This is a genomic window from Actinomyces sp. (assembly GCF_030530635.1).
Classification (GTDB): domain Bacteria; phylum Actinomycetota; class Actinomycetes; order Actinomycetales; family Actinomycetaceae; genus Actinomyces.
On sequence record NZ_JAUMUL010000016.1, the window covers coordinates 1 to 17,724 of the forward strand.

A 17,724-nucleotide genomic window follows, 5' to 3' on the forward strand; every position below is an offset into this window, starting at 1 on the left:
GTCATGACAGTAGGTCCTCTCAATCAGGGCTTACACAGACCATTGAACACGCCCCGATTGTCAAGCACTGTCCCGGACTAACCCCCAGAGTAGGTGCCCACGGCACCGAGGTGGGGCATCGGAATCACTGGAGCCGCTGAATCCAGTGGTCGGCATCCTCAACGGCTGCTGCGGGCCCGATCCGATACCCGCATATCTCCGATGATTCCAACGAATCGTCCACGGCTGCCAACATCGCCTGCCTGACAACGTCCCGGGTTCGCCGAGGACGTCCTCATCGGCCCGAGAACGACCCAGGCCCGACCAAAACGTCCTCTTCATCCCCAAACCCTCCCGAACGTGGAGGGTTTGGGGATGAAAAGGTCGTCTTCGGCGCACCGGCACCCCACCGAAGACGACCGCTGCATCGCAGGCCCTGATCCGAATCACCACACCCACAAACGCCAAGAGCGTGTCACTAGTACCGATCTCGGCACGTAACAACTACCGACCTCGGCACGTCAGCCCACCACACCCTCAAACCGGAAGAGTTCCTGTCCCGCACTACGCCAACCAAAACCCCGATCCTAGGCAACAGGTTAGCGGCGATAACTCTGGCTGGTCGGTGCTTCGGCGGCCGTGGCGTGAGGCAGGCCGCATCAACGGGCCGTGCCTCCCCGGCCGTTCCCAGGCACAATGCCTAGTATGCCTCGCGCCGCGCGGCTCGCGGCACACGGATCTGAATCAAGGAGTTGCTTGTGGCCTCGAACCAGCCCCGCCCCACTAAGGCCGAGCGCCGGGAGGCGGCCCGCGCCAAGGCGCGAGCCATGCGTGAGGAGCAGGAGCGTCGCGAACGACGCGCCCGGATCGCTCGTCGCAGCCTCCTCGGTATTGGCGGCCTGGCTGTGGCAGGAACCGTGGCCGCGGTTGTGATCACCGGACGCAATGACGATCCCACCCTGGGTGGGGAAATCGCGCCGGAGGCGTCCGCAAGCGGCGTGCCCGCCACCGTTCGTGCCGACGGCTCCATCGTTTTCGGGTCGAATCTGCAGCCGGGCACTTTCACTGATGGCGCCCGCAACCTCCATATCTACTTCGACTACAGCTGCCACCACTGCGCCACCTTCGAAGAACTCCACAACGCGGAGATCGAGACGTTGCTGAGGGAGGGCACCGTCAACCTCGTGCTGCACACTGCGCGGTTCCTGGAGCAGACCGACCAGGGGTCGTGGAGCAACATGGTGTGCAATGGCATGGGAGTCGTCTTGGATCAGGAGCCCGCCTCCGCCTTCGCCTTCCACAAGGCCGCCGTGGCCCGGTTCGGTGAGATCTACGCAGCTCAGAACTTCGCGGCACTGAACGCGGAGTCGGTTGCGCAGGCGGCCACCGAGGCGGGTGTCAGTGACGCAGTCGTGCAGCAGATTGGAACCGCGATTTCCGAGAACACCTACTCCGCGTGGCTGAAGCTGAACCGTGAGACCTTCTCCAAGGGGCCGGTCGAGGGCACCCCGGCGGTGTATCTGGACACGGACAAGCTTGATCTGTCCACCATTGCCACGAGCAGTGGGATCACCGATCAGATCCGGGGGGGTGCCGAGTCCGCACCGCGCGAAACCTCGGCGCAGTAACGGCGGGCCGACCCACCGACCGGTCGCGTGGTGAACACACCGGTCAGGACCGGGTAGGCTCTGACCGCATGCCGCGTTAGCTCAGTTGGTAGAGCAGCTGTCTTGTAAACAGCAGGTCGTCGGTTCGAGTCCGACACGCGGCTCCACGTTTTCCCGCGCAATCATGCAGGTGGCCGGTCCGCGAGTCGCCGCCAGTCCCCGACAAGCGGGCCCGCCACAACCACCAGTGTCCAAATGCGACGAGCCGGTTAAGGGCGATCGGAGCGGAGCATGCGCCTGGACGAGGCCGCCTGCTGAGACCGGCATGGCGCTTTACGACGCGCGTCGATAAGGTGAGGCTTGCCTGTATGAGTGTTGGTCGGTGGGTGCCGACCGCGCAGTCGAACTATGAGGGGATGTGGCAGACATGGCAGTGGTCAGCGCTTGGGAGGTCTATGACGCCCTCATTGATGACATCCCCGAAGGTCTGACCGTCACGGCCTCCAACCGCGGCCCCCGTTGGACCCGCGTGTTCAACTCTGCCGACGGCGTGGGCTCGGCCTGGTCGATGGCCGTCACCAGCCGCCCGGCCGCGTCCGCCGGACTCCCGGACGTCGACCGCCCGCTGCGCGACGTAGCCGTCCTGGCCAAGAGCTGGAACCTGGCTGAGGCGAGCCTCGGCCTGGCCGCCATCAACTCCTGGTACTCGCGCGCCGACGTCGCCGCCACCCACGGCTTCACCCCCACCGGCGCGGATCTGACCTGGCGACAGGTCTTCGACCCCTACGGGGAGGCCGTCGCCGACCGAAAGGTCGCCGTCATCGGGCACTTTCCCTTCGCCCGGCGCGCACTGTGGCGTGCTAGCGAAGTGTGGATCCTGGAGCGCGACCCGCGTCCCGGTGACTACCCGGACACCGCCTGCGAGTACCTGCTGCCCCAGGCGCACTACGTGTTCATCTCCTCCTCGAGCCTGGTCAATAAGACCATGCCACGGCTGATCGACCTGGCCGTCGGCGGCGGTGCCCACACGGTGCTGGTTGGGCCCTCCACGCCCATGCATCCTCTGTTCCTCGACCTGGGGGTGGCCACCATCACCGGTTTCGTGCCCGCGCCCGAGGTTCGGCCCGGCGTCGACCTGGAGGAGCTGAGCGCCTCCGGCCAGATCGGCCCCGGAACGCGCATGCACCTGCACGCCGTCGGCGAATAGACGGGCATGACACCGTTGGCGAGTAGATGCGCGTGCGTCAGGGCAGACGCCAGTCGACGGGCGCCTGCCCCATCCGCTCCAGCTCCGTGTTCGCACGGGAGAAGGGGCGCGAGCCGAAGAAGCCGCGGGATGCGCTCAGCGGGGAGGGGTGCGGGGAGGCGATGATCGGCGTCGAGCCCAGCATGGGGGACAGGGACTGCGCCGGCCGGCCCCATAGGATGGCCACCAGCGGCCGCTGCCTGGCCACCAGTGCCTCAATGGCCCGCTGGGTGACCTGCTCCCAGCCCCAACCCCGGTGTGAGGCGGGCTTGCCCGGCTGCACGGTCAGCACCCGGTTCAGCAGCATGACCCCCTGCGACGACCATGGGGTCAGATCTCCCGAGGTCGGGCGCTCCACGCCCAGATCGCTGACCAGCTCGGTGTAGATGTTCTCCAGGCTCCGCGGCGGCCGCACCCCCGGCTGTACCGAGAAGCTCAACCCCATCGGGTGACCCGGAGTGGGGTAGGGGTCCTGGCCGACGATGAGCACCTTGACGGCGTCGAACGGGTAGGTGAAGGCGCGCAGCACATCGGTGCCCGCCGGCAGATAACCGCGGCCGGCGGCGATCTCCTCACGCAGCTTGGCGCCGATCTCGTGAATGGTCGGCTCCACCGGCGCCAGCGCCTCGGCCCAGGAGGGGTGGATGATCTCGGACAGCGGCTTCGGTTCGGTCACGCCCCGAGCCTACTCGTTGTGGATCGGCCCGGGATGTCGGCGCGCATCTGCTGCCGCGATGGCGCCCTCCCGGTATCCTCGTCATGTGAGCCGCTACGACTACCCCGATGACGAGTTCGACGCCGACGACGACGCTCCGGTGCCAGTCGGGGTTCATCGAGCCCAGGTCCCGGCCTGGCGCAGCTGGATCCCGCTGCTGGCCATCCTTATCATCGTGCCGCTGCTGGCCTGGGGCGCCGTCGGGCTGCTTGGCCGACACGCGACTGGGGCGGGCGGGCAGTCCACGGCCACGGCCGCCGCTCCGGCGCCGGGCGGGGCCGATGATCAGGACACGCAGACCGGCGGCCAGGAGCAGGGCTCCCCGGAGGCGACCGCGCAGGCCACCGCCGATCCGGCCGGGAACGCGGACTTCACCACCGGAGTTACCGTGCACAACGGTACCGACACCTCCGGTCTGGCCACCCGCACCGGCGAGAAGTTGAACAATGCCGGCTTCACCTCCGTCACCGTCTCCCAGGGCGTGTACGACCTTGAGGAGCCGGCCTCCACGACCGTCTACTACGCCTCTGAGGATCTGGTGCCCACCGCCCAGGCCGTTGCCGCCGCACTCGGGGCGGGCGAGATCGTCGAGTCCGCCGAGGAGGCCCAGTCCAACCCGATTGTGGTGGTCCTGCGCAACGACTACCAGGAGTAGTTCCTCCTCGAGGTCGATTGAGGGTGCGTGTCCGGGGCGATGGCGATGGTCGTGGTGGTCGGGCTGGAGATGGAGGCGCTCGACGTCCTGGCACATCGGTCCACCCTGCAGCGCCCGGACGGTGGCTTCACGGTCGCAGTGCGGTGGCACACATGTCCAGGCCCGCCGGGGGTGTGGCGCCGGGGGAGTCGTGGCGCGACGACGGCCTGCCCGCAGTCGAACTCCACCGCCGAGATCGGTAGAAGTTACGTGCCGAGATCGGTCGATATGGCTGCCGAGTCCGGCACAAGTGACGTACGGAGAGTTCTTTCACACCCCGTTTCGGGCCGACGGCGAACCTGAGCGTCTTGCACTCAAGGGTCGAGAGTGCCAGCATTGCGGTTAGCACTCGGACCCGGAGAGTGACAAGCCGCTCCCCGGATCCGGTGAACGACCCAGGCCGGCAGGTGAGGGTCGGCGTCGGACGGGACATGAGCGTCCGGCGCCGGTTCGTCCGTCGCGGGCACCCGCCGACCACCACCCGATACAGGAGCAGTAATGCCCAAGACCATCGCCTTCGAAGAGGAGGCCCGCCGCGGAATGGAGCGGGGCCTGAACACCCTCGCCGACACCGTCAAGGTCACCCTCGGCCCCAAGGGCCGCAACGTCGTCCTCGACAAGAAGTGGGGCGCCCCGACCATCACCAACGACGGCGTGACCATCGCCAAGGAGATCGAGCTCGAGGACCCCTACGAGAAGATCGGCGCCGAGCTGGTCAAGGAGGTCGCCAAGAAGACCGACGATGTCGCCGGTGACGGCACCACCACCGCCACCGTGCTGGCCCAGGCGCTCGTGCGTGAGGGCCTGCGCAACGTTGCCGCCGGCGCCAACCCGATTGCCGTGCGTCGCGGCATCGACAAGGCCGTCGCCGCCGTCGTCGAGCGCCTGCTGGCCGACTCCAAGGAGGTCGAGACCCAGGACGAGATCGCGGCCACCGCCTCCATCTCCGCCGCCGACGAGCAGATCGGCGCCTTCATCGCCGAGGCCCTGGAGAAGGTCGGCCACGACGGCGTCATCACCGTCGAGGAGTCCAACACCTTCGGCCTCGAACTCGAGGTCACCGAGGGTATGCGCTTCGACAAGGGCTTCATCTCCCCCTACTTCGTCACCGACGCCGACCGTCAGGAGGCCGTCCTTGAGGACGCCTACGTCCTGCTGGTCGAGTCCAAGATCTCCAACGTCAAGGACCTGCTGCCCGTGCTGGAGAAGGTGATGCAGTCCGGCAAGCCGCTGGCGATCATCGCCGAGGACGTTGAGGCCGAGGCCCTGGCCACCCTCGTGGTCAACCGCATCCGCGGCACCTTCAAGTCCGTCGCCGTCAAGGCCCCCGGCTTCGGCGACCGCCGCAAGGCGATGCTGCAGGACATGGCGATCCTGACCGGCGGCACGGTCATCTCCGAGACCGTCGGCCTCAAGCTCGAGAACGCCACCCTGGAGGACCTGGGCCAGGCCCGCAAGGTCGTCGTCACCAAGGATGAGACCACGATCGTTGACGGCGCCGGTGACAAGGCCGCTATTGAGGCCCGCGTCACCCAGATCCGTAATGAGATCGAGGGCTCCGACTCCGAGTACGACCGCGAGAAGCTGTCCGAGCGCCTGGCCAAGCTGGCCGGCGGCGTCGCCGTCCTGAAGTCCGGTGCCGCCACCGAGGTGGAGCTCAAGGAGCGCAAGCACCGCATCGAGGACGCCGTGCGCAACGCCAAGGCCGCCGTCGAGGAGGGTATCGTCGCCGGTGGTGGCGTTTCCCTGCTGCAGGCTGCCACCGCTCTGGACGCCCTGGACCTGGCCGACGACGAGGCCACCGGCGCCGCCATTGTGCGCGTCGCCCTGGAGGCCCCGCTCAAGCAGATCGCCATCAACGCCGGCCTTGAGGGCGGCGTCGTGGCCGAGCGCGTGCGCAACCTGCCCACCGGCGAGGGCCTGAACGCCCAGACCGGTGAGTACACCAACCTGCTGGCCGCCGGCATCGCCGACCCGGTCAAGGTCACCCGCTCCGCGCTGCAGAACGCCGCGTCCATCGCGGGCCTGTTCCTGACCACCGAGGCAGTCGTCGCCGACAAGCCCGAGCCTCCGGCTCCGGCTGCCGGTGCGGGCGCCGGTGATGACATGGGCGGCATGTACTGATCGGCTGACTGTCCGGTCGGTTCGACCGGTTCGGCCGGTCCGGTCCGTCGGTAGGCGCGCGCCCTGCGTGCAGCCTCCGGTGGGCCGCCGGCCCCTTCACGACGACGGCGGGCCGTCCCCTGCGCGGGCAGGAGGGCGGCCTGCCGTTGGACGTACCACTCATGCGGGCGGGGCCTGGTAGCTGAAGCGGCCGGAGTTGGTGGCTTCGGCGTCGTCGTAGGAGGTGGCGGACTGGTCCAGGGCCTGACTGATCGAATCCAGACTCGCCTGCACCTGCAAGGCGGTGACATGCCAGTCGGCGGCGCACGCGGCCATGGAGTCGGAGGCGCCGCCCGTCCAGGAGGACTGGAGCAGCGCTATGTCGCCCTTCATCCCGTCCACCTCCGTCTGGATGGTGGAGATGCGGGTGCGGGCGCGGGTGGCCGTGTCGGAGACGGCCTGGGTGTCGACGGCGAAGACGGGCATGACGGGAGCCTTTCGGTGAGACTGGCCGAGGTACTTCGGGCTCGGCCTGCGGGTGGCGCCGCGGCAGCGACGCCTGAAATCACCGTAGGGACTTGGGCCGGGGTGCCGCATCCACCGCCGTCGAGCCCTGTGGATTCACCCTGCACGAACCGTGCCTGTGGATACCGGTGAGCTTTGGGGCAGAGTGTCGCAGAACGGCACAAACGCGCCATGGGCGGCAGTCAGACCGGCGTAAAACGTTGGAATGACGCGGGTGCGGATTCGGCTCCAGCAGGCCGGAGCGCCGTTTGTGCCGATCTCAGACAGTCTGCCGGTTCCCACAGATGGGGTTCGTGCGGGGGCAGTCCACAGAGATCGCCGGGGGCAGTGGCGTGGTGCTGCCGGCTGCGGGCAGCCTCGGCCCATGCGACGATGCGACGACGACCTTCTGGCGTGGGTGAAGTCCTGCCATGGTGCGGTTCGGCTCCGGGACCTGGAACTCGACCGCACTGAGTACCGCCACGTCCAGAAACTGGTCGAGACTCATGCGCTGATAGCGCACCCCCATGGGGTAGTGAGTCTTCCCGGCGTGGGTTGGGATCTGGTTCTCGCACGTATCCACGGTGGGGTGATCACCTGCCTACATGCGGCTGCGTACTACGGTTACCCGCGCCCGCGTCTATGGCCGCCGGTGCACCTGGCCGTCCCGCACAGTGCGGATCGGGCACCGGTCCGCGGAGAGATGCTGCATGTCGAACGCTCCCTCGAACTGCCGCCTCCGACCGAGTTCCCGGTGGCACCGGTTCCGCTCATGCTGGCCCGCTATCTGCGCTGCGACCCCCGCAGGGAGGGGCCGTTGATGGCCTGTGACGCTGCGCTTCACCAGGGGCACACCGGCACGGACGCCGTCGCGGCGCTGCTGCGCGGCCCGGGATCGCGGCAGGCTCGGCAGCGCCTGGCCCTGACCAGTCCGCGGGCGCGCTCGCCGCTGGAGACCCTGGCCCGTCTGCAACTGCATGACGCCGGGATCCCGTTCGCCGACGGGGTGGACATTCCACGTGTCGGGGAGGTCGACCTACTCGTCGATGACTGGCTGGTACTGGAACTGGACGGCTACACCTACCACGAGGACGAGTTCCAATTCGCCCGCGACCGCACTCGCGATCGAGAGCTGGTCAGGCAGGGCTACCGGGTCGCTCGCTTCACGCGCCAAGATGTGGAGCTTGGTCGCGTGGGAGCCGAGATCCACCAACTCCTGGCCGCCCGCAATCGCGCAGTCGAAACTGTCGCAGATCGGCACAAACGTGCTGCCAACGGCAGCCTGCCCGGCGCAAAACGTTGGAATTACGCCAACGTGAAACCGGCGTGAAGCGCGCGCAGCGTCGTTTGTGCCGATCTCAGACAGTTGACGGTGTCAGTCGGCCGACGAGCCGACGATGGGTTCGGTGATGGCGGCGAACTCGCCCGTGCGCGCCTCCCGCAGCGCCTTGGCTTCCTCACGCTTGACCCGCAGTTTCTCCGCCAACTTCGCACGCTCTGCCTGCGCCAGGCTGGCCCGGTCTGCAGCGGCCTCCTCACCCGGGCGCGGCTTGGCCAGCAACTGGTCCAAGTCATCGGCGCAGGACTCCAATGAGGTCGTGTGTGCCTCGCCCGCGTCGGCGGACGTACGGGAACGGCCCGTGCGCGGGACGCCCTCCGGAGGTGTCGGCGCGGATGTGGAGGAGGAGCGGCTGGGCTGCGGGGGCGCAGGTGCCGAGCCCGGTGCGATACGCGAAACGGGCGGGGCGGCATACGGAACGTCGTCGTCCTCGCCCGCGGCCTCCAAGCCACCGAGGCGCGGATCCGACTCCCTGCGAGCAGGCGGTCGAGGGTCGACGGTGCCCTCTGCAGGTTCCGGCTCACGCATGGGCGGGTCCTCAGGTGCGGTGGCATCGCCGGGGCTGGGTGGCGCCGGCGAGACCGCGGGCGCCTTTGGCGCGGAGACGCCAGCCTGCTCGCACTGACAGGCCGTACCTTCGGCGCCGTCGACCTGCGGGAAGTTCGCCAGCTTGTCCTGCAGGTGCCGCTTCTCCGCCTCCAGGTTCTCCCGCGCCGGCAGCTCCCAGCGGGCGCCGAGCGGGGAGGAGAACAGCGTCTCGCGGTCCAGCAGCCGGGTGATGATCGCCAGGCGCGCCCGCAGGTAATCCTCCATGGGGATGTGCGCATACTCCTCACGCACGGCCATCCGATAACTCTTGTACTGCTGCGGCTCGACGGCGAGCGCCCCCAGATCCGCATCGTTGAGCGCCTGGGCGTCAATGTCGTTATTGGCGAGGTTGTGGCGCTTGAGGTTCAGAATGAGTGCGCACACGCGGTCGACCGTGTTGTCGGGAACACCGAGCGCTTGCAGGCTCTTGGCGGCGTAGGCGGCGGAGGCCACCTCGTCCTCACCGCCGTTGCGCCGGTAGGTGGACTCGCTGGCAGTGGAGAACACGCATCCGTGGTACCAAGTGGCCAGGCGCATGACATCGGGGTTGTGGGACTCGTCGGCAAGTTCGTCTACGCGCGCCAGCATGTTGATGACGTGCTTTAGGTTGTGGAAATGGCGGTCCGGGCTCGTCCACCGGGAGATCAGGTCCTCCCCAGTGGTGCGGATCTGCTCCACGGAAGCAGTGGCCCCGACCGCCTTGATACAGCGGACGAAGGCCGGGAGCAGCCACTGGGGGGCGTCGATCGCGTCCATTTGGCTCATGAGAAAGCCTCCGAGATGAGATGAAACGCAGCCATGGTAGGACCGTCGGCCGGGAACTTGAAGCCCCAGGGATGTTCTACCCGCCACCTTTGGGGACGTGGTGTACGCCCAGAGCGATGACGGTGTGAGATGCACCCGCGATCACTGCGCGGTTGGGTTCATGACGGTGCTTTCGATCAGTACCAGGTTGCTGAACTGGTCGAGGATGCTCAGAGCTTAGGGGCGGTTGACGATGAACTTGACCGGATCATTTGGCCGTGCTGTTCCGCCCCTCATCAAGGAGATTTCGGTGAGGGCTCCGGCCACCGTGCCTCCTCCTTGACCATGAGCCGGACTTGTTGGACGGCATGGTCCACGGCGCCCGGCTGCAGGTCGAGGGTGGGCAGGGCCGGTCGCACCTAGCGGCGTCGTCCATGGATGGCGTCCAGCTGTGCCGAGGCCTGCTGCCAGGTGCCTTCGGGCAGGTCTGTGGGGGTAGTGCCCTCATCGGGCAGGATCACGTCCATGACGAGTTGGGCGTCGTTGTCCCGCTCCCGGTAGGGCAGGCGTATGGCCTGCCAGCCGGTGCCCAGCGCGTAGGCGAGGAGGAACTCTTCGTCCATGAACTGGGCGGTGACGGTCGTGCCATCGGTGATTTCGATGCCGGAAGACTTGATCAGGCCGCCGGTGTGGCGCTTCTCCCACGCGTCAAGGGTCGCCTTCGCGCGGTCGCGGGTGGCGTGTTCGGTGGTGGCCGCATACCACTGGCGGGCGGCGTGCAGGTAGGACTGCTCTACTGCCGGGTCGTCGTCGACCAGCAGGACCCGGTTGGCGATGTGCAGCAGTGGGGTGTCCGGGATCTGCTCGGGGTCGACGTTATCGAACTGCGCATCGCTGGGGTCGTAGGCCAGCAGACTGTTGTGCAGTGCCGACCAGGTCAGGTCGCGGACGGGGCTCGAATCGGCCTGCGCGGCCTCGGCGGTCCGCACGCCGAACAGACCGGGGGCGGCATCGTTACTCACCATGCAGTCACGCTACGTGCCACAGACGGCAACAAACCATGGACAGTTATGCCCAGCCACGCCACTTCTACCGAACTCGGCACGTAACTTCTACCGAACTCGGTGCGTTACTGGTGTGCCGGTTCGGCGGCGGACTCGCGCAGGGCGGGCAACTCGATGTGCACCGTCGCGCCGCCGCCCGGCGTCTGGTCCATCCGTACGCTGCCGCCGTGACGGGCGATGATCGCAGACACGATCGCCAGACCCAGGCCGGAACCGCCGGTCTCACGATTGCGGGAGGTGTCGGCTCGATAGAAGCGTTGGAACACCTTCTTCGCATCCGCCGGGGCCACGCCCGGCCCGTGGTCGCGCACTTCGACCACGACGGTCTGCCCGTGTAGAGTCTGCGCCGCGCTCGGCACCGGGCCGGCTGGGCGCGGACGGCCGGAGGGAGTCCTCACTTCGGACGCGATCGGCCGGTCCACCGTACCGACCGCGATCTCAACCGGAGAGCCGTCGGGCGTGTGCCGCGTGACATTGCCGAGCAGATTCGTCATCACCTGGGAGAGTCGGTCCTGGTCGCCCAGAACCATGGCGGGCTGCGCCTCACCGTCGGCGTCATCGAGTGGGATGAGGGCGCATTCGCGGTCGGGGGCGAGCACCATCATGTCCGTCAGCGCTCCGGCGGCGATCTGTGTCAGGTCGACCGGCGCCATCGCCATCTCACGGCCCTCATCCATGCGGGCCAGCTGCAGCAGGTCGTCCACCAACCGTCCAATGCGGGAGGCCTCGGACTCGATCCGGCCCATGACCTCCGGTGTCCGCTCGGGCGGCACTCCGCCCATGCGGTACAACTCGCCGTAGCCGCGGATGGCGGCCAGCGGCGTGCGCAGCTCGTGCGAGGCGTCGGAGACGAAGCGGGTCATGCGTTCCTGGGCCACCACCTGCACGTCGAAGGCCTGCTCGTTCTGCTGCAGCATGGTGTTGAGCGCCCGTTGCAAGGAGCCGACCTCCGTTGTCGGCGGCTCGGTGACGGGGACGCGGGCGGACAGGTCGCCGCTGGCGATCTGCCCGGCCACACCCTCGATCTGCCGCAGGGTGCGGAAGGAGCGCCGCACCAGGTAGGCGGCGGCCATGGCACCCAGTAGAATCAGGGAGACGTCGGTCAGAGCGACTACCAGCCGCGTCTGCTCGACCGTCTCCACGACGCCGGTCAGTGGCAGCGCAATGGCGACCACACCGATGTGCTTCCCGGTGCTGCGATCGTCGATCGGCAGCATGATGACCCGCCACTGGTGGTTCAGCTGATTGGACTCGACCGTGAACAGCTTGGGGTCAGATGACTGGGCGACCGCCTCAGCGACCGACAATGTCCCGATCGTGGGAACCCCGTAGTAGGCGGCGGTTTCCGGAGAGATCATCTTCCCGCTCTCACCGCTCAAGTACTGGGCCTCCACGTAATAGGTGGACGGCATGGAGGCGTCTGCCTCGGAGTTGCTGATACGACTGGAACTGAGCGCAGTCAGTCCCTGGGTGCCGATGGTCTGGGCGGTGGTGCGTAACTGGTCGTCGACCTGACCCTCCAGGTGATTCTTAAGCAGGGAGGTGACGGCCAGGGACGAGGCGAACAGTCCGACGGTCAGTAGGCCGGTGGTGATCAGGGCGAGGCGGCTGCGCAGTGGCTGGGCGCGCCACGCCCGTTTGAAAGCGGTCAGCAGATGCCAGCGCCCGCGTCTGATCGGGCGGTGCTGGCGAGCCCTGGGTGGGCGGCGCACCGTGTTCCGCACGGTGGCGCACACGCTCAACCCGCCTTGGGTTCGCGCAGCATGTAGCCGACGCCGCGGCGGGTCTGGATCAGCGGAGTGACCGGCTCGCCGTCCGCCCCGGAGATCTGATCCACCTTGCGGCGCAGGTAGGAGATGTAGGACTCGACGATGGCGGCGTCGCCGTTCCAGTCGTACTCCCACACGTGGTCCAAGATCTGGGACTTGGACACCACACGGCCGGCGTTGAGCATCAGGTAGCGCAGCAGCTTGAACTCGGTGGGGGACAGGTCCACCTCCACACCGGCGCGGTGGACCTCATGCGCGTCCTCGTCCAATGCCAGATCGGCCACGCGCAATGTGCCGTCGTCCTCGCCCTCCAGGGCGCGGGTGCGGCGCAGGATGGCGCGGATACGGGCCACGACCTCTTCCAGGCCGAAGGGTTTGGTGACGTAGTCGTCGCCACCGACGGTCAGGCCCTGCACCTTATCCGCCATGTCATCGCGGGCGGTCAGGAACAGAATGGGGATGGTCACGTCGCGCTCGCGCAGGCGGCGGGCGACTGTGAACCCGTCCATGTCCGGCAGCATGACGTCCAGCACGATCAGGTCGGGGTCGGCCTGCTCGGCTCCGCGCAGAGCGCCGTTGCCGTCCGCCGCGGTGAGCACCTCGAATCCGGCGAAGCGCAAAGAGGAGGCGAGTAGATCACGGATGTTCGGCTCGTCGTCGACAACTAGGAGGCGCGCCTCGTGGGATGTCTGTTGAGAGTCGTGAAAACGGTCCATGCCGCCACTGTGCACGGCGATTCTGGGAGGCGCCTGAACGCGGAATGGGAGAGCTGCATGTGTTTCTCCGGCCCTCTTGGCGGGGACCGAGGATGCCGACGGCCGCGCCCAAGCGCCCTTGGAGCGCGCCGAGCCGACCGCGGCGGCAGGCGCTGTCCGGCACCCGCCACCGACTGGTCAGAGGAACTTGAGCGGGTCGAATTCGGCCAGCGGAATGATGCGGACACGCGGCAGCGCGATCGTGAAGGCATCGACGTCCGTCTCCAGGTCGTAGACGGTCAGACCACGAGACTCCAGGGAGGCGAGCTGCGCATTCAGGAACTCCCGGAAGCACAGCACATCCACCTGGCCGCCGGCATCCAGCAGACGCTCCACCTGGGGGACGTAGTCGCCGTCGTGCGAGCCCAGCAGGACGCGCACCGTCTCGCCGCGCTCGACGCGCTGCGCCAGCGCCTCCAGGGTGCGTTGAATACCGACGTCGACGACCTTCTCCTCCTGACTGCCGGATCCGGCCAGCGGAATGGGCCGGTAATCCATGGCCAGCAGCGCCTGGACGAAGCCCATCGGCATGTGCCCCGAGGTGGCGTTGAGGAAGAACAGAGCGCGGGTCTCACCGTCGCCGGCGGAACTGCTGGAGGCGAGATCGTCGCAGAATGACAGGACGCGGTCCCACCGGGGGCGCTCGTCCGGCTCGGGACGGCGGCCGAGTACGCTCATGCCGAGAGTGGCGTCGATATTCTCCCCGTCAACGAGAAGATATGTGGGTGTGGTCATGGCGTCATGCTAACGGGCCAAACTTGTGCACTCGCCGAAACGGTGCGCCCGTGACCCCGGTTGTTCGCTGTCCGAAGTCCGCGGTGAGGGAATGCGGCGGAGATTAGGCCATCATAAGTACATGAAGAAGATGCGGTTCCCCGCCGACCGACCCGGAGGCGCGGCGGCCTCCGCTGCCAGTTCGGCGGCCGCCGCTGTTCACCGGCCTCCGCTCGGTACCCGCGCCGGGGTCCGGGCGAATGCGGCCGCCGCAGTGCTGACCGCCGTCGGCTCCCTGGCCGAGGCCTGGGCGTTGATAGTCGTCGCCCGCGTCCTGGCCCACCTGGTGGCGGCCGCACCGGCCGCCGGCGGTGCAGTCGTATGGGAGCCGAGCATGTCGGCGTACCTATGGCACCAGCTGGGCGTTGCCGCCGTGGCGGCCCTCGCCTGCGCCCTGTGCGCCGCTGCGGTCCACTTCATTGCCCAGGTCGGCGCCGCCACCGAGGAGGGCGCCCTGCGCCGCCAGGTTCTGGCCCACCTGTTCGAACTCGGCCCGGCCCAGGCCTCCGACCGTTCCGGCGCCACCGTCACCCTGCTCACCGACGGCGCCGAACGAGTGGCCGTCTACCGCCAGACCTTCCTCGTGCCCACCATTGCCGCGATCGCCTCCCCGCTGCTGGTGCTGGGGCTCGTAGGGTTCCTGATCGACCCGCTCAGTGCCTGCGTGCTGGCGCTGGCCTTCGTGGCGGTCCCGGCGCTGATCGTCCTCCTGCACCGGCGACTGCGCCGGTCCTCCGCCGCCTCGCGCGCCCAGCGCATGCGGCTGAGCGCCGAGTACCTAGACGCCATTCAGGGCCTGACCACCCTCGTGCTCGCCCGTGCCGCCGAGCGCCGCGCCGCCGACCTGGAGGTCTTCGGCGAGGCCAACCGCCGTGCGGTGATGCGGCTGCTGGCCGGCAACCAGCTGGTCATCCTCATCACCGACGGCCTGTTCTCCCTGTTCCTGGTGACCGCCTCCGCCGCCCTGGCCCTGAGCCGCCTGGCCACCGGTGCGATCGGGCTCGACGGCGCCCTCGCCCTGGTGCTGACCTCCTTCATCCTGCTCCAGCCGCTGGACCGGGTCGGCGGCTTCTTCTACGTGGGCATGGGCGGCATGGCCAACCAGCGAGCCATGCGCCGCGTCCTGGCCCGACGTCGCCCGGCCGGGTCGGTGCCCGAGTACGCGGTGGGCGAACAGACCGGCTTCGAGCCGACCCGTTCTGTGGCGACGACGCCGGGAGGCCGCGGTGCGACGCCGCTGGTGTCCCTCCGTGGAGTCGCCGCGGCTTGGCCGCCCCGCCCCGAGGCCGCGCCCGGCGGGCACCCGGGCGGGCCTCCCGCCCACCCCCGCCCGGGCCGGGCCGGCACCCCACCGGGACGAACCGGGGACGGTGCCCCGGTGACCGTGCTGACCGGCATCGACCTGGAGGTCGCCGCCGGCGAGCACTTGGCGGTCGTCGGTCCCTCCGGTGCCGGCAAATCCACCCTCATGGCCCTGATCGCCGGCGACCTGCTGCCCGCCTCAGGGATAGTGCGCGTGGCGGGCGTCGTCTCCGCCGCCGCCACCCAGGACGCCATCCGCTCCGCCAGCGCGGTGGTCACCCAGACCACCTGGCTGTTCACCGGCACCGTCGCCGACAACCTCCGCCTGGCCGACCCGACCGCCACCGAAGAGCGCATGTGGCAGGCGCTCGCGGCCGCCAATCTGGCAGATGAGGTCCGCGCCCTGCCCGAGGGACTGCACACCGACGTCGGCGAGCGCGGCTCCCGGCTCTCCGGCGGACAGGCGCAGCGGCTGTCTCTGGCGCGCGCCTTTCTCGCCGACCGGCCGCTGCTGCTGCTCGACGAACCCACCAGCCAGGTGGACCTGGCCGGTGAGGCCCAGATCATCGACGCCATTGAGCGGCTGTCCGCAGGACGTACCGTCATCACCGTCTCCCACCGCGCCGCGGCGCTGACCCACGCCGACCGGGTGGTCACGGTCAAGGACGGGGGCCTGCGATGAGGACATCACCCACAACCGGCCGCACCGCTCCCGCTTCGGCAACCGGCCCGGATAAGTTGGCCACGCCCCCGAGTGCGGGCCCCGGTGCCGGGGGCGCCTCCGGCGGCCGCCGCCTGCTCGGTTGGCTGCTTGCCACCACCCGCCCGGTCCTACCGCCCCTGCTGGGTTCGACGGCCTGCCGGGTGGCCGACCAGCTGGCGGGCGTGTCCCTGTTCGCGTTGGCGGCTCATGCCGTGGCGGCCACCGGCCTGGCCTTGAGCGCAGGCGGACCGGTGCCGGCGCTCTGGCCGGTGGCAGGTGTCATGGCGGCCCTGTCTCTGCTCAAGGGGGCGCTGCGCTACGGGGAGCAGTTCCTCGGGCACACGGTCGCCTTCACCAGCCTTGAGCTCTTGCGCGCCGAGTTGTTCCGCGCCCTGGCCCGCCGCGGTCCGCGGGTGCTGCTCAACGCCCGCACCGGCGACCTGTTGGCCCGTTCCACCAAGGACGTTGACCGCATTGAGGTGTTCTACGCGCATACCTTCGCTCCCGCCGTCAGTGCCCTGCTGGTGCCGCTGACCGTGCTGGCGGCCATTGGGGTCGGCACTACCTGGTCGGTCGCGGGTGCGGCGGCCGCCACCCTGGCGGCGGGGATCGTGGTGGTTCCGGTGCTCGGGCAGCGTCTGGCCATGGCGGGCTCGAGGCGCGCCGCCGCCGCCCGCGGGGAACTGACTCAGCACGTCACGGACTCCGTGCAGGGGCTGGTGGAGGTGGTCGGATACGGGCGTGGCGCCGAGCGCCTGAGGCACACCCGGATTCTCGACGACGCCGTGGCCGCCGCCGCCCGGCCGGTGGCTGGGGCGGGGGCGCTGCGCCGCGGCGGGGTACAACTACTGGTTCTGGCCGGGCCGGTCGCCGTGGTGGCGGCCGGCGCCGGTCCGGTCGTCTCTGGGGCCGTCTCGCCCGCAGCGCTGGCCGCCGCGGCGGCCGCGGTTCTGCGTCTGGGGGAGGTGGTGCGTGGCGTGGAGGAGTTGGCGGGTGCTATGGGCACCGCGTTGGCGGCCGCTGAGCGGGTGCACGCCGTGGCCACTGCCCCCGCGGAGCTGACCGACGGCGCCGCGGTCCTGCCGCACGGCCCAATCGAACTCGCCTGGGAGGACATCGACTACACCTACCCGGGGGCCTCACGCCCATCCCTGCGCGGGGTGAGCCTGCACGCCGAGGCCGGGAAGTGGACCTGCCTGGTGGGGGCCTCCGGCTCGGGCAAGACGACGCTGGCGCGCCTGGCACTGCGCTTGGACGACCCCGCCGGCGGGCGGGTGCGCATCGGCGGCATTGACGTGCGCGAGTTGGCGGCCGAGTCCCTGCACGAGCGGGTCGCCCTGGTTGGTCAGGAGGCGCACCTGTTCCGTATGAGCGTGGCTGAGAACGTGCGCCTGGCCCTCCCCGGGGCCACGTTTGAGCAGGTGGAGGCGGTCTGCCGGATCGCCGCGGTGCACGCGGAGGTGGTGGCCCTGCCCGACGGCTATGACACCGTGCTCGGGGAGCGTGGCACCTCGATCTCCGGCGGCCAGCGCCAGCGGCTCGCGCTGGCCCGCGCCCTGCTGGCCGAGCCGGACTTGCTGGTGCTGGACGAGTTCACCAGTCACTTGGATCCGGCCGTGGACGCGCGTGTGCGTGACGGTGTGCGCGACTGGGCGGCCAGGCGTGGGGCGACGGTGGTGGAGATCACCCACCGGTTGCACCGTATCGAGCAGGCCGATCGGGTTGTCGTCCTCGACGGCGGGCGCGTGGTGCAGGACGGTACGCCGAAGGACCTGTTGGCCGCCGCCGACGGTCCGCTCCTGCGCCTGCGCGCCCGCCAGGAATGAAGGGGTACGTGC

General features: G+C 69.0%; 14 protein-coding genes and 1 tRNA gene. 8 read left to right on the forward strand and 7 right to left on the reverse strand.

What is annotated here, in order from left to right:
• Positions 1–737: 737 nt before the first annotated feature.
• From Q4A20_RS05680 to Q4A20_RS05690, 3 genes are all read left to right on the forward strand, one after another.
• Entirely contained in the window at positions 738–1,607 is an 870-nt protein-coding gene (locus Q4A20_RS05680; protein ID WP_303121200.1) for a thioredoxin domain-containing protein, read from the forward strand.
• A gap of 70 nt (positions 1,608–1,677) precedes the next feature.
• A tRNA-Thr gene (locus Q4A20_RS05685) sits at positions 1,678–1,753 on the forward strand.
• A gap of 266 nt (positions 1,754–2,019) precedes the next feature.
• Complete coding sequence (locus Q4A20_RS05690; protein WP_303121272.1) at positions 2,020–2,793, forward strand: DUF364 domain-containing protein; 774 nt, start codon at positions 2,020–2,022, stop codon at positions 2,791–2,793.
• A 37-nt stretch (positions 2,794–2,830) separates the two neighbouring features.
• On the opposite strand, the gene Q4A20_RS05695 is transcribed toward Q4A20_RS05690, so the two are convergent.
• Positions 2,831–3,508 carry a uracil-DNA glycosylase gene (locus Q4A20_RS05695; RefSeq protein ID WP_303121201.1) on the reverse strand — a complete coding sequence of 226 codons (678 nt, stop codon included), beginning with the start codon at positions 3,506–3,508 and terminating at the stop codon, positions 2,831–2,833.
• A gap of 85 nt (positions 3,509–3,593) precedes the next feature.
• Here Q4A20_RS05695 and Q4A20_RS05700 point away from each other — a divergent pair, with 85 nt between their 5' ends.
• Positions 3,594–4,202: a LytR C-terminal domain-containing protein gene (locus tag Q4A20_RS05700; RefSeq protein ID WP_303121203.1), complete on the forward strand. Its 609-nt coding sequence runs from the start codon at positions 3,594–3,596 to the stop codon at positions 4,200–4,202.
• Between the two features lie 537 nt (positions 4,203–4,739).
• Positions 4,740–6,365 carry a chaperonin GroEL gene (groL, locus tag Q4A20_RS05705; protein ID WP_303121205.1) on the forward strand — a complete coding sequence of 542 codons (1,626 nt, stop codon included), beginning with the start codon at positions 4,740–4,742 and terminating at the stop codon, positions 6,363–6,365.
• A gap of 159 nt (positions 6,366–6,524) precedes the next feature.
• Here groL and Q4A20_RS05710 read toward each other — a convergent pair whose 3' ends face one another.
• Entirely contained in the window at positions 6,525–6,830 is a 306-nt protein-coding gene (locus Q4A20_RS05710; protein WP_303121207.1) for a WXG100 family type VII secretion target, read from the reverse strand.
• Between the two features lie 403 nt (positions 6,831–7,233).
• On the opposite strand from Q4A20_RS05710, the gene Q4A20_RS05715 reads away from it, so the two are divergent.
• Positions 7,234–8,178: an endonuclease domain-containing protein gene (locus Q4A20_RS05715; protein ID WP_303121209.1), complete on the forward strand. Its 945-nt coding sequence runs from the start codon at positions 7,234–7,236 to the stop codon at positions 8,176–8,178.
• 45 nt (positions 8,179–8,223) lie between these two features.
• On the opposite strand, the gene Q4A20_RS05720 is transcribed toward Q4A20_RS05715, so the two are convergent.
• The 5 genes from Q4A20_RS05720 to Q4A20_RS05740 form a co-directional block, all read right to left on the reverse strand.
• A complete protein-coding gene (locus Q4A20_RS05720) occupies positions 8,224–9,540 on the reverse strand; it encodes a hypothetical protein (RefSeq protein WP_368502443.1) in 1,317 nt (438 codons plus the stop codon).
• Between the two features lie 398 nt (positions 9,541–9,938).
• The gene (locus Q4A20_RS05725; RefSeq protein ID WP_303121210.1) at positions 9,939–10,544 is read right to left on the reverse strand and encodes a hypothetical protein; all 606 of its coding nucleotides are present in this window, start codon (positions 10,542–10,544) and stop codon (positions 9,939–9,941) included.
• 104 nt (positions 10,545–10,648) lie between these two features.
• Positions 10,649–12,235 (reverse strand): cell wall metabolism sensor histidine kinase WalK, encoded by a 1,587-nt coding sequence (locus tag Q4A20_RS05730; RefSeq protein ID WP_303121275.1) that lies wholly within the window; start codon positions 12,233–12,235, stop codon positions 10,649–10,651.
• A gap of 86 nt (positions 12,236–12,321) precedes the next feature.
• Positions 12,322–13,068: a response regulator transcription factor gene (locus Q4A20_RS05735; RefSeq protein WP_303121213.1), complete on the reverse strand. Its 747-nt coding sequence runs from the start codon at positions 13,066–13,068 to the stop codon at positions 12,322–12,324.
• Between the two features lie 177 nt (positions 13,069–13,245).
• Complete coding sequence (locus tag Q4A20_RS05740; RefSeq protein ID WP_303121215.1) at positions 13,246–13,842, reverse strand: nuclease; 597 nt, start codon at positions 13,840–13,842, stop codon at positions 13,246–13,248.
• A gap of 121 nt (positions 13,843–13,963) precedes the next feature.
• Here Q4A20_RS05740 and Q4A20_RS05745 point away from each other — a divergent pair, with 121 nt between their 5' ends.
• Positions 13,964–15,865, forward strand: a complete 1,902-nt coding sequence (locus Q4A20_RS05745; RefSeq protein ID WP_303121217.1) for an ABC transporter ATP-binding protein/permease — start codon at positions 13,964–13,966, stop codon at positions 15,863–15,865.
• Positions 15,862–17,712: an ABC transporter ATP-binding protein gene (locus tag Q4A20_RS05750; protein WP_303121219.1), complete on the forward strand. Its 1,851-nt coding sequence runs from the start codon at positions 15,862–15,864 to the stop codon at positions 17,710–17,712. Before Q4A20_RS05745 ends, Q4A20_RS05750 begins: the two co-directional genes overlap by 4 nt.
• The last annotated feature ends 12 nt before the right edge of the window (positions 17,713–17,724 follow it).

Excerpts from the sequence above, each read along its gene's own strand:
- groL (WP_303121205.1), top strand. The coding sequence starts at position 4,740 with ATGCCCAAGACCATCGCCTTCGAAGAGGAGGCCCGCCGCGGAATGGAG.
- Q4A20_RS05710 (WP_303121207.1), bottom strand. The coding sequence starts at position 6,830 with ATGCCCGTCTTCGCCGTCGACACCCAGGCCGTCTCCGACACGGCCACC.
- Q4A20_RS05715 (WP_303121209.1), top strand. The coding sequence starts at position 7,234 with ATGCGACGATGCGACGACGACCTTCTGGCGTGGGTGAAGTCCTGCCAT.
- Q4A20_RS05720 (WP_368502443.1), bottom strand. The coding sequence starts at position 9,540 with ATGAGCCAAATGGACGCGATCGACGCCCCCCAGTGGCTGCTCCCGGCC.
- Q4A20_RS05725 (WP_303121210.1), bottom strand. The coding sequence starts at position 10,544 with ATGGTGAGTAACGATGCCGCCCCCGGTCTGTTCGGCGTGCGGACCGCC.
- Q4A20_RS05735 (WP_303121213.1), bottom strand. The coding sequence starts at position 13,068 with ATGGACCGTTTTCACGACTCTCAACAGACATCCCACGAGGCGCGCCTC.
- Q4A20_RS05740 (WP_303121215.1), bottom strand. The coding sequence starts at position 13,842 with ATGACCACACCCACATATCTTCTCGTTGACGGGGAGAATATCGACGCC.
- Q4A20_RS05745 (WP_303121217.1), top strand. The coding sequence starts at position 13,964 with ATGAAGAAGATGCGGTTCCCCGCCGACCGACCCGGAGGCGCGGCGGCC.
- Q4A20_RS05750 (WP_303121219.1), top strand. The coding sequence starts at position 15,862 with ATGAGGACATCACCCACAACCGGCCGCACCGCTCCCGCTTCGGCAACC.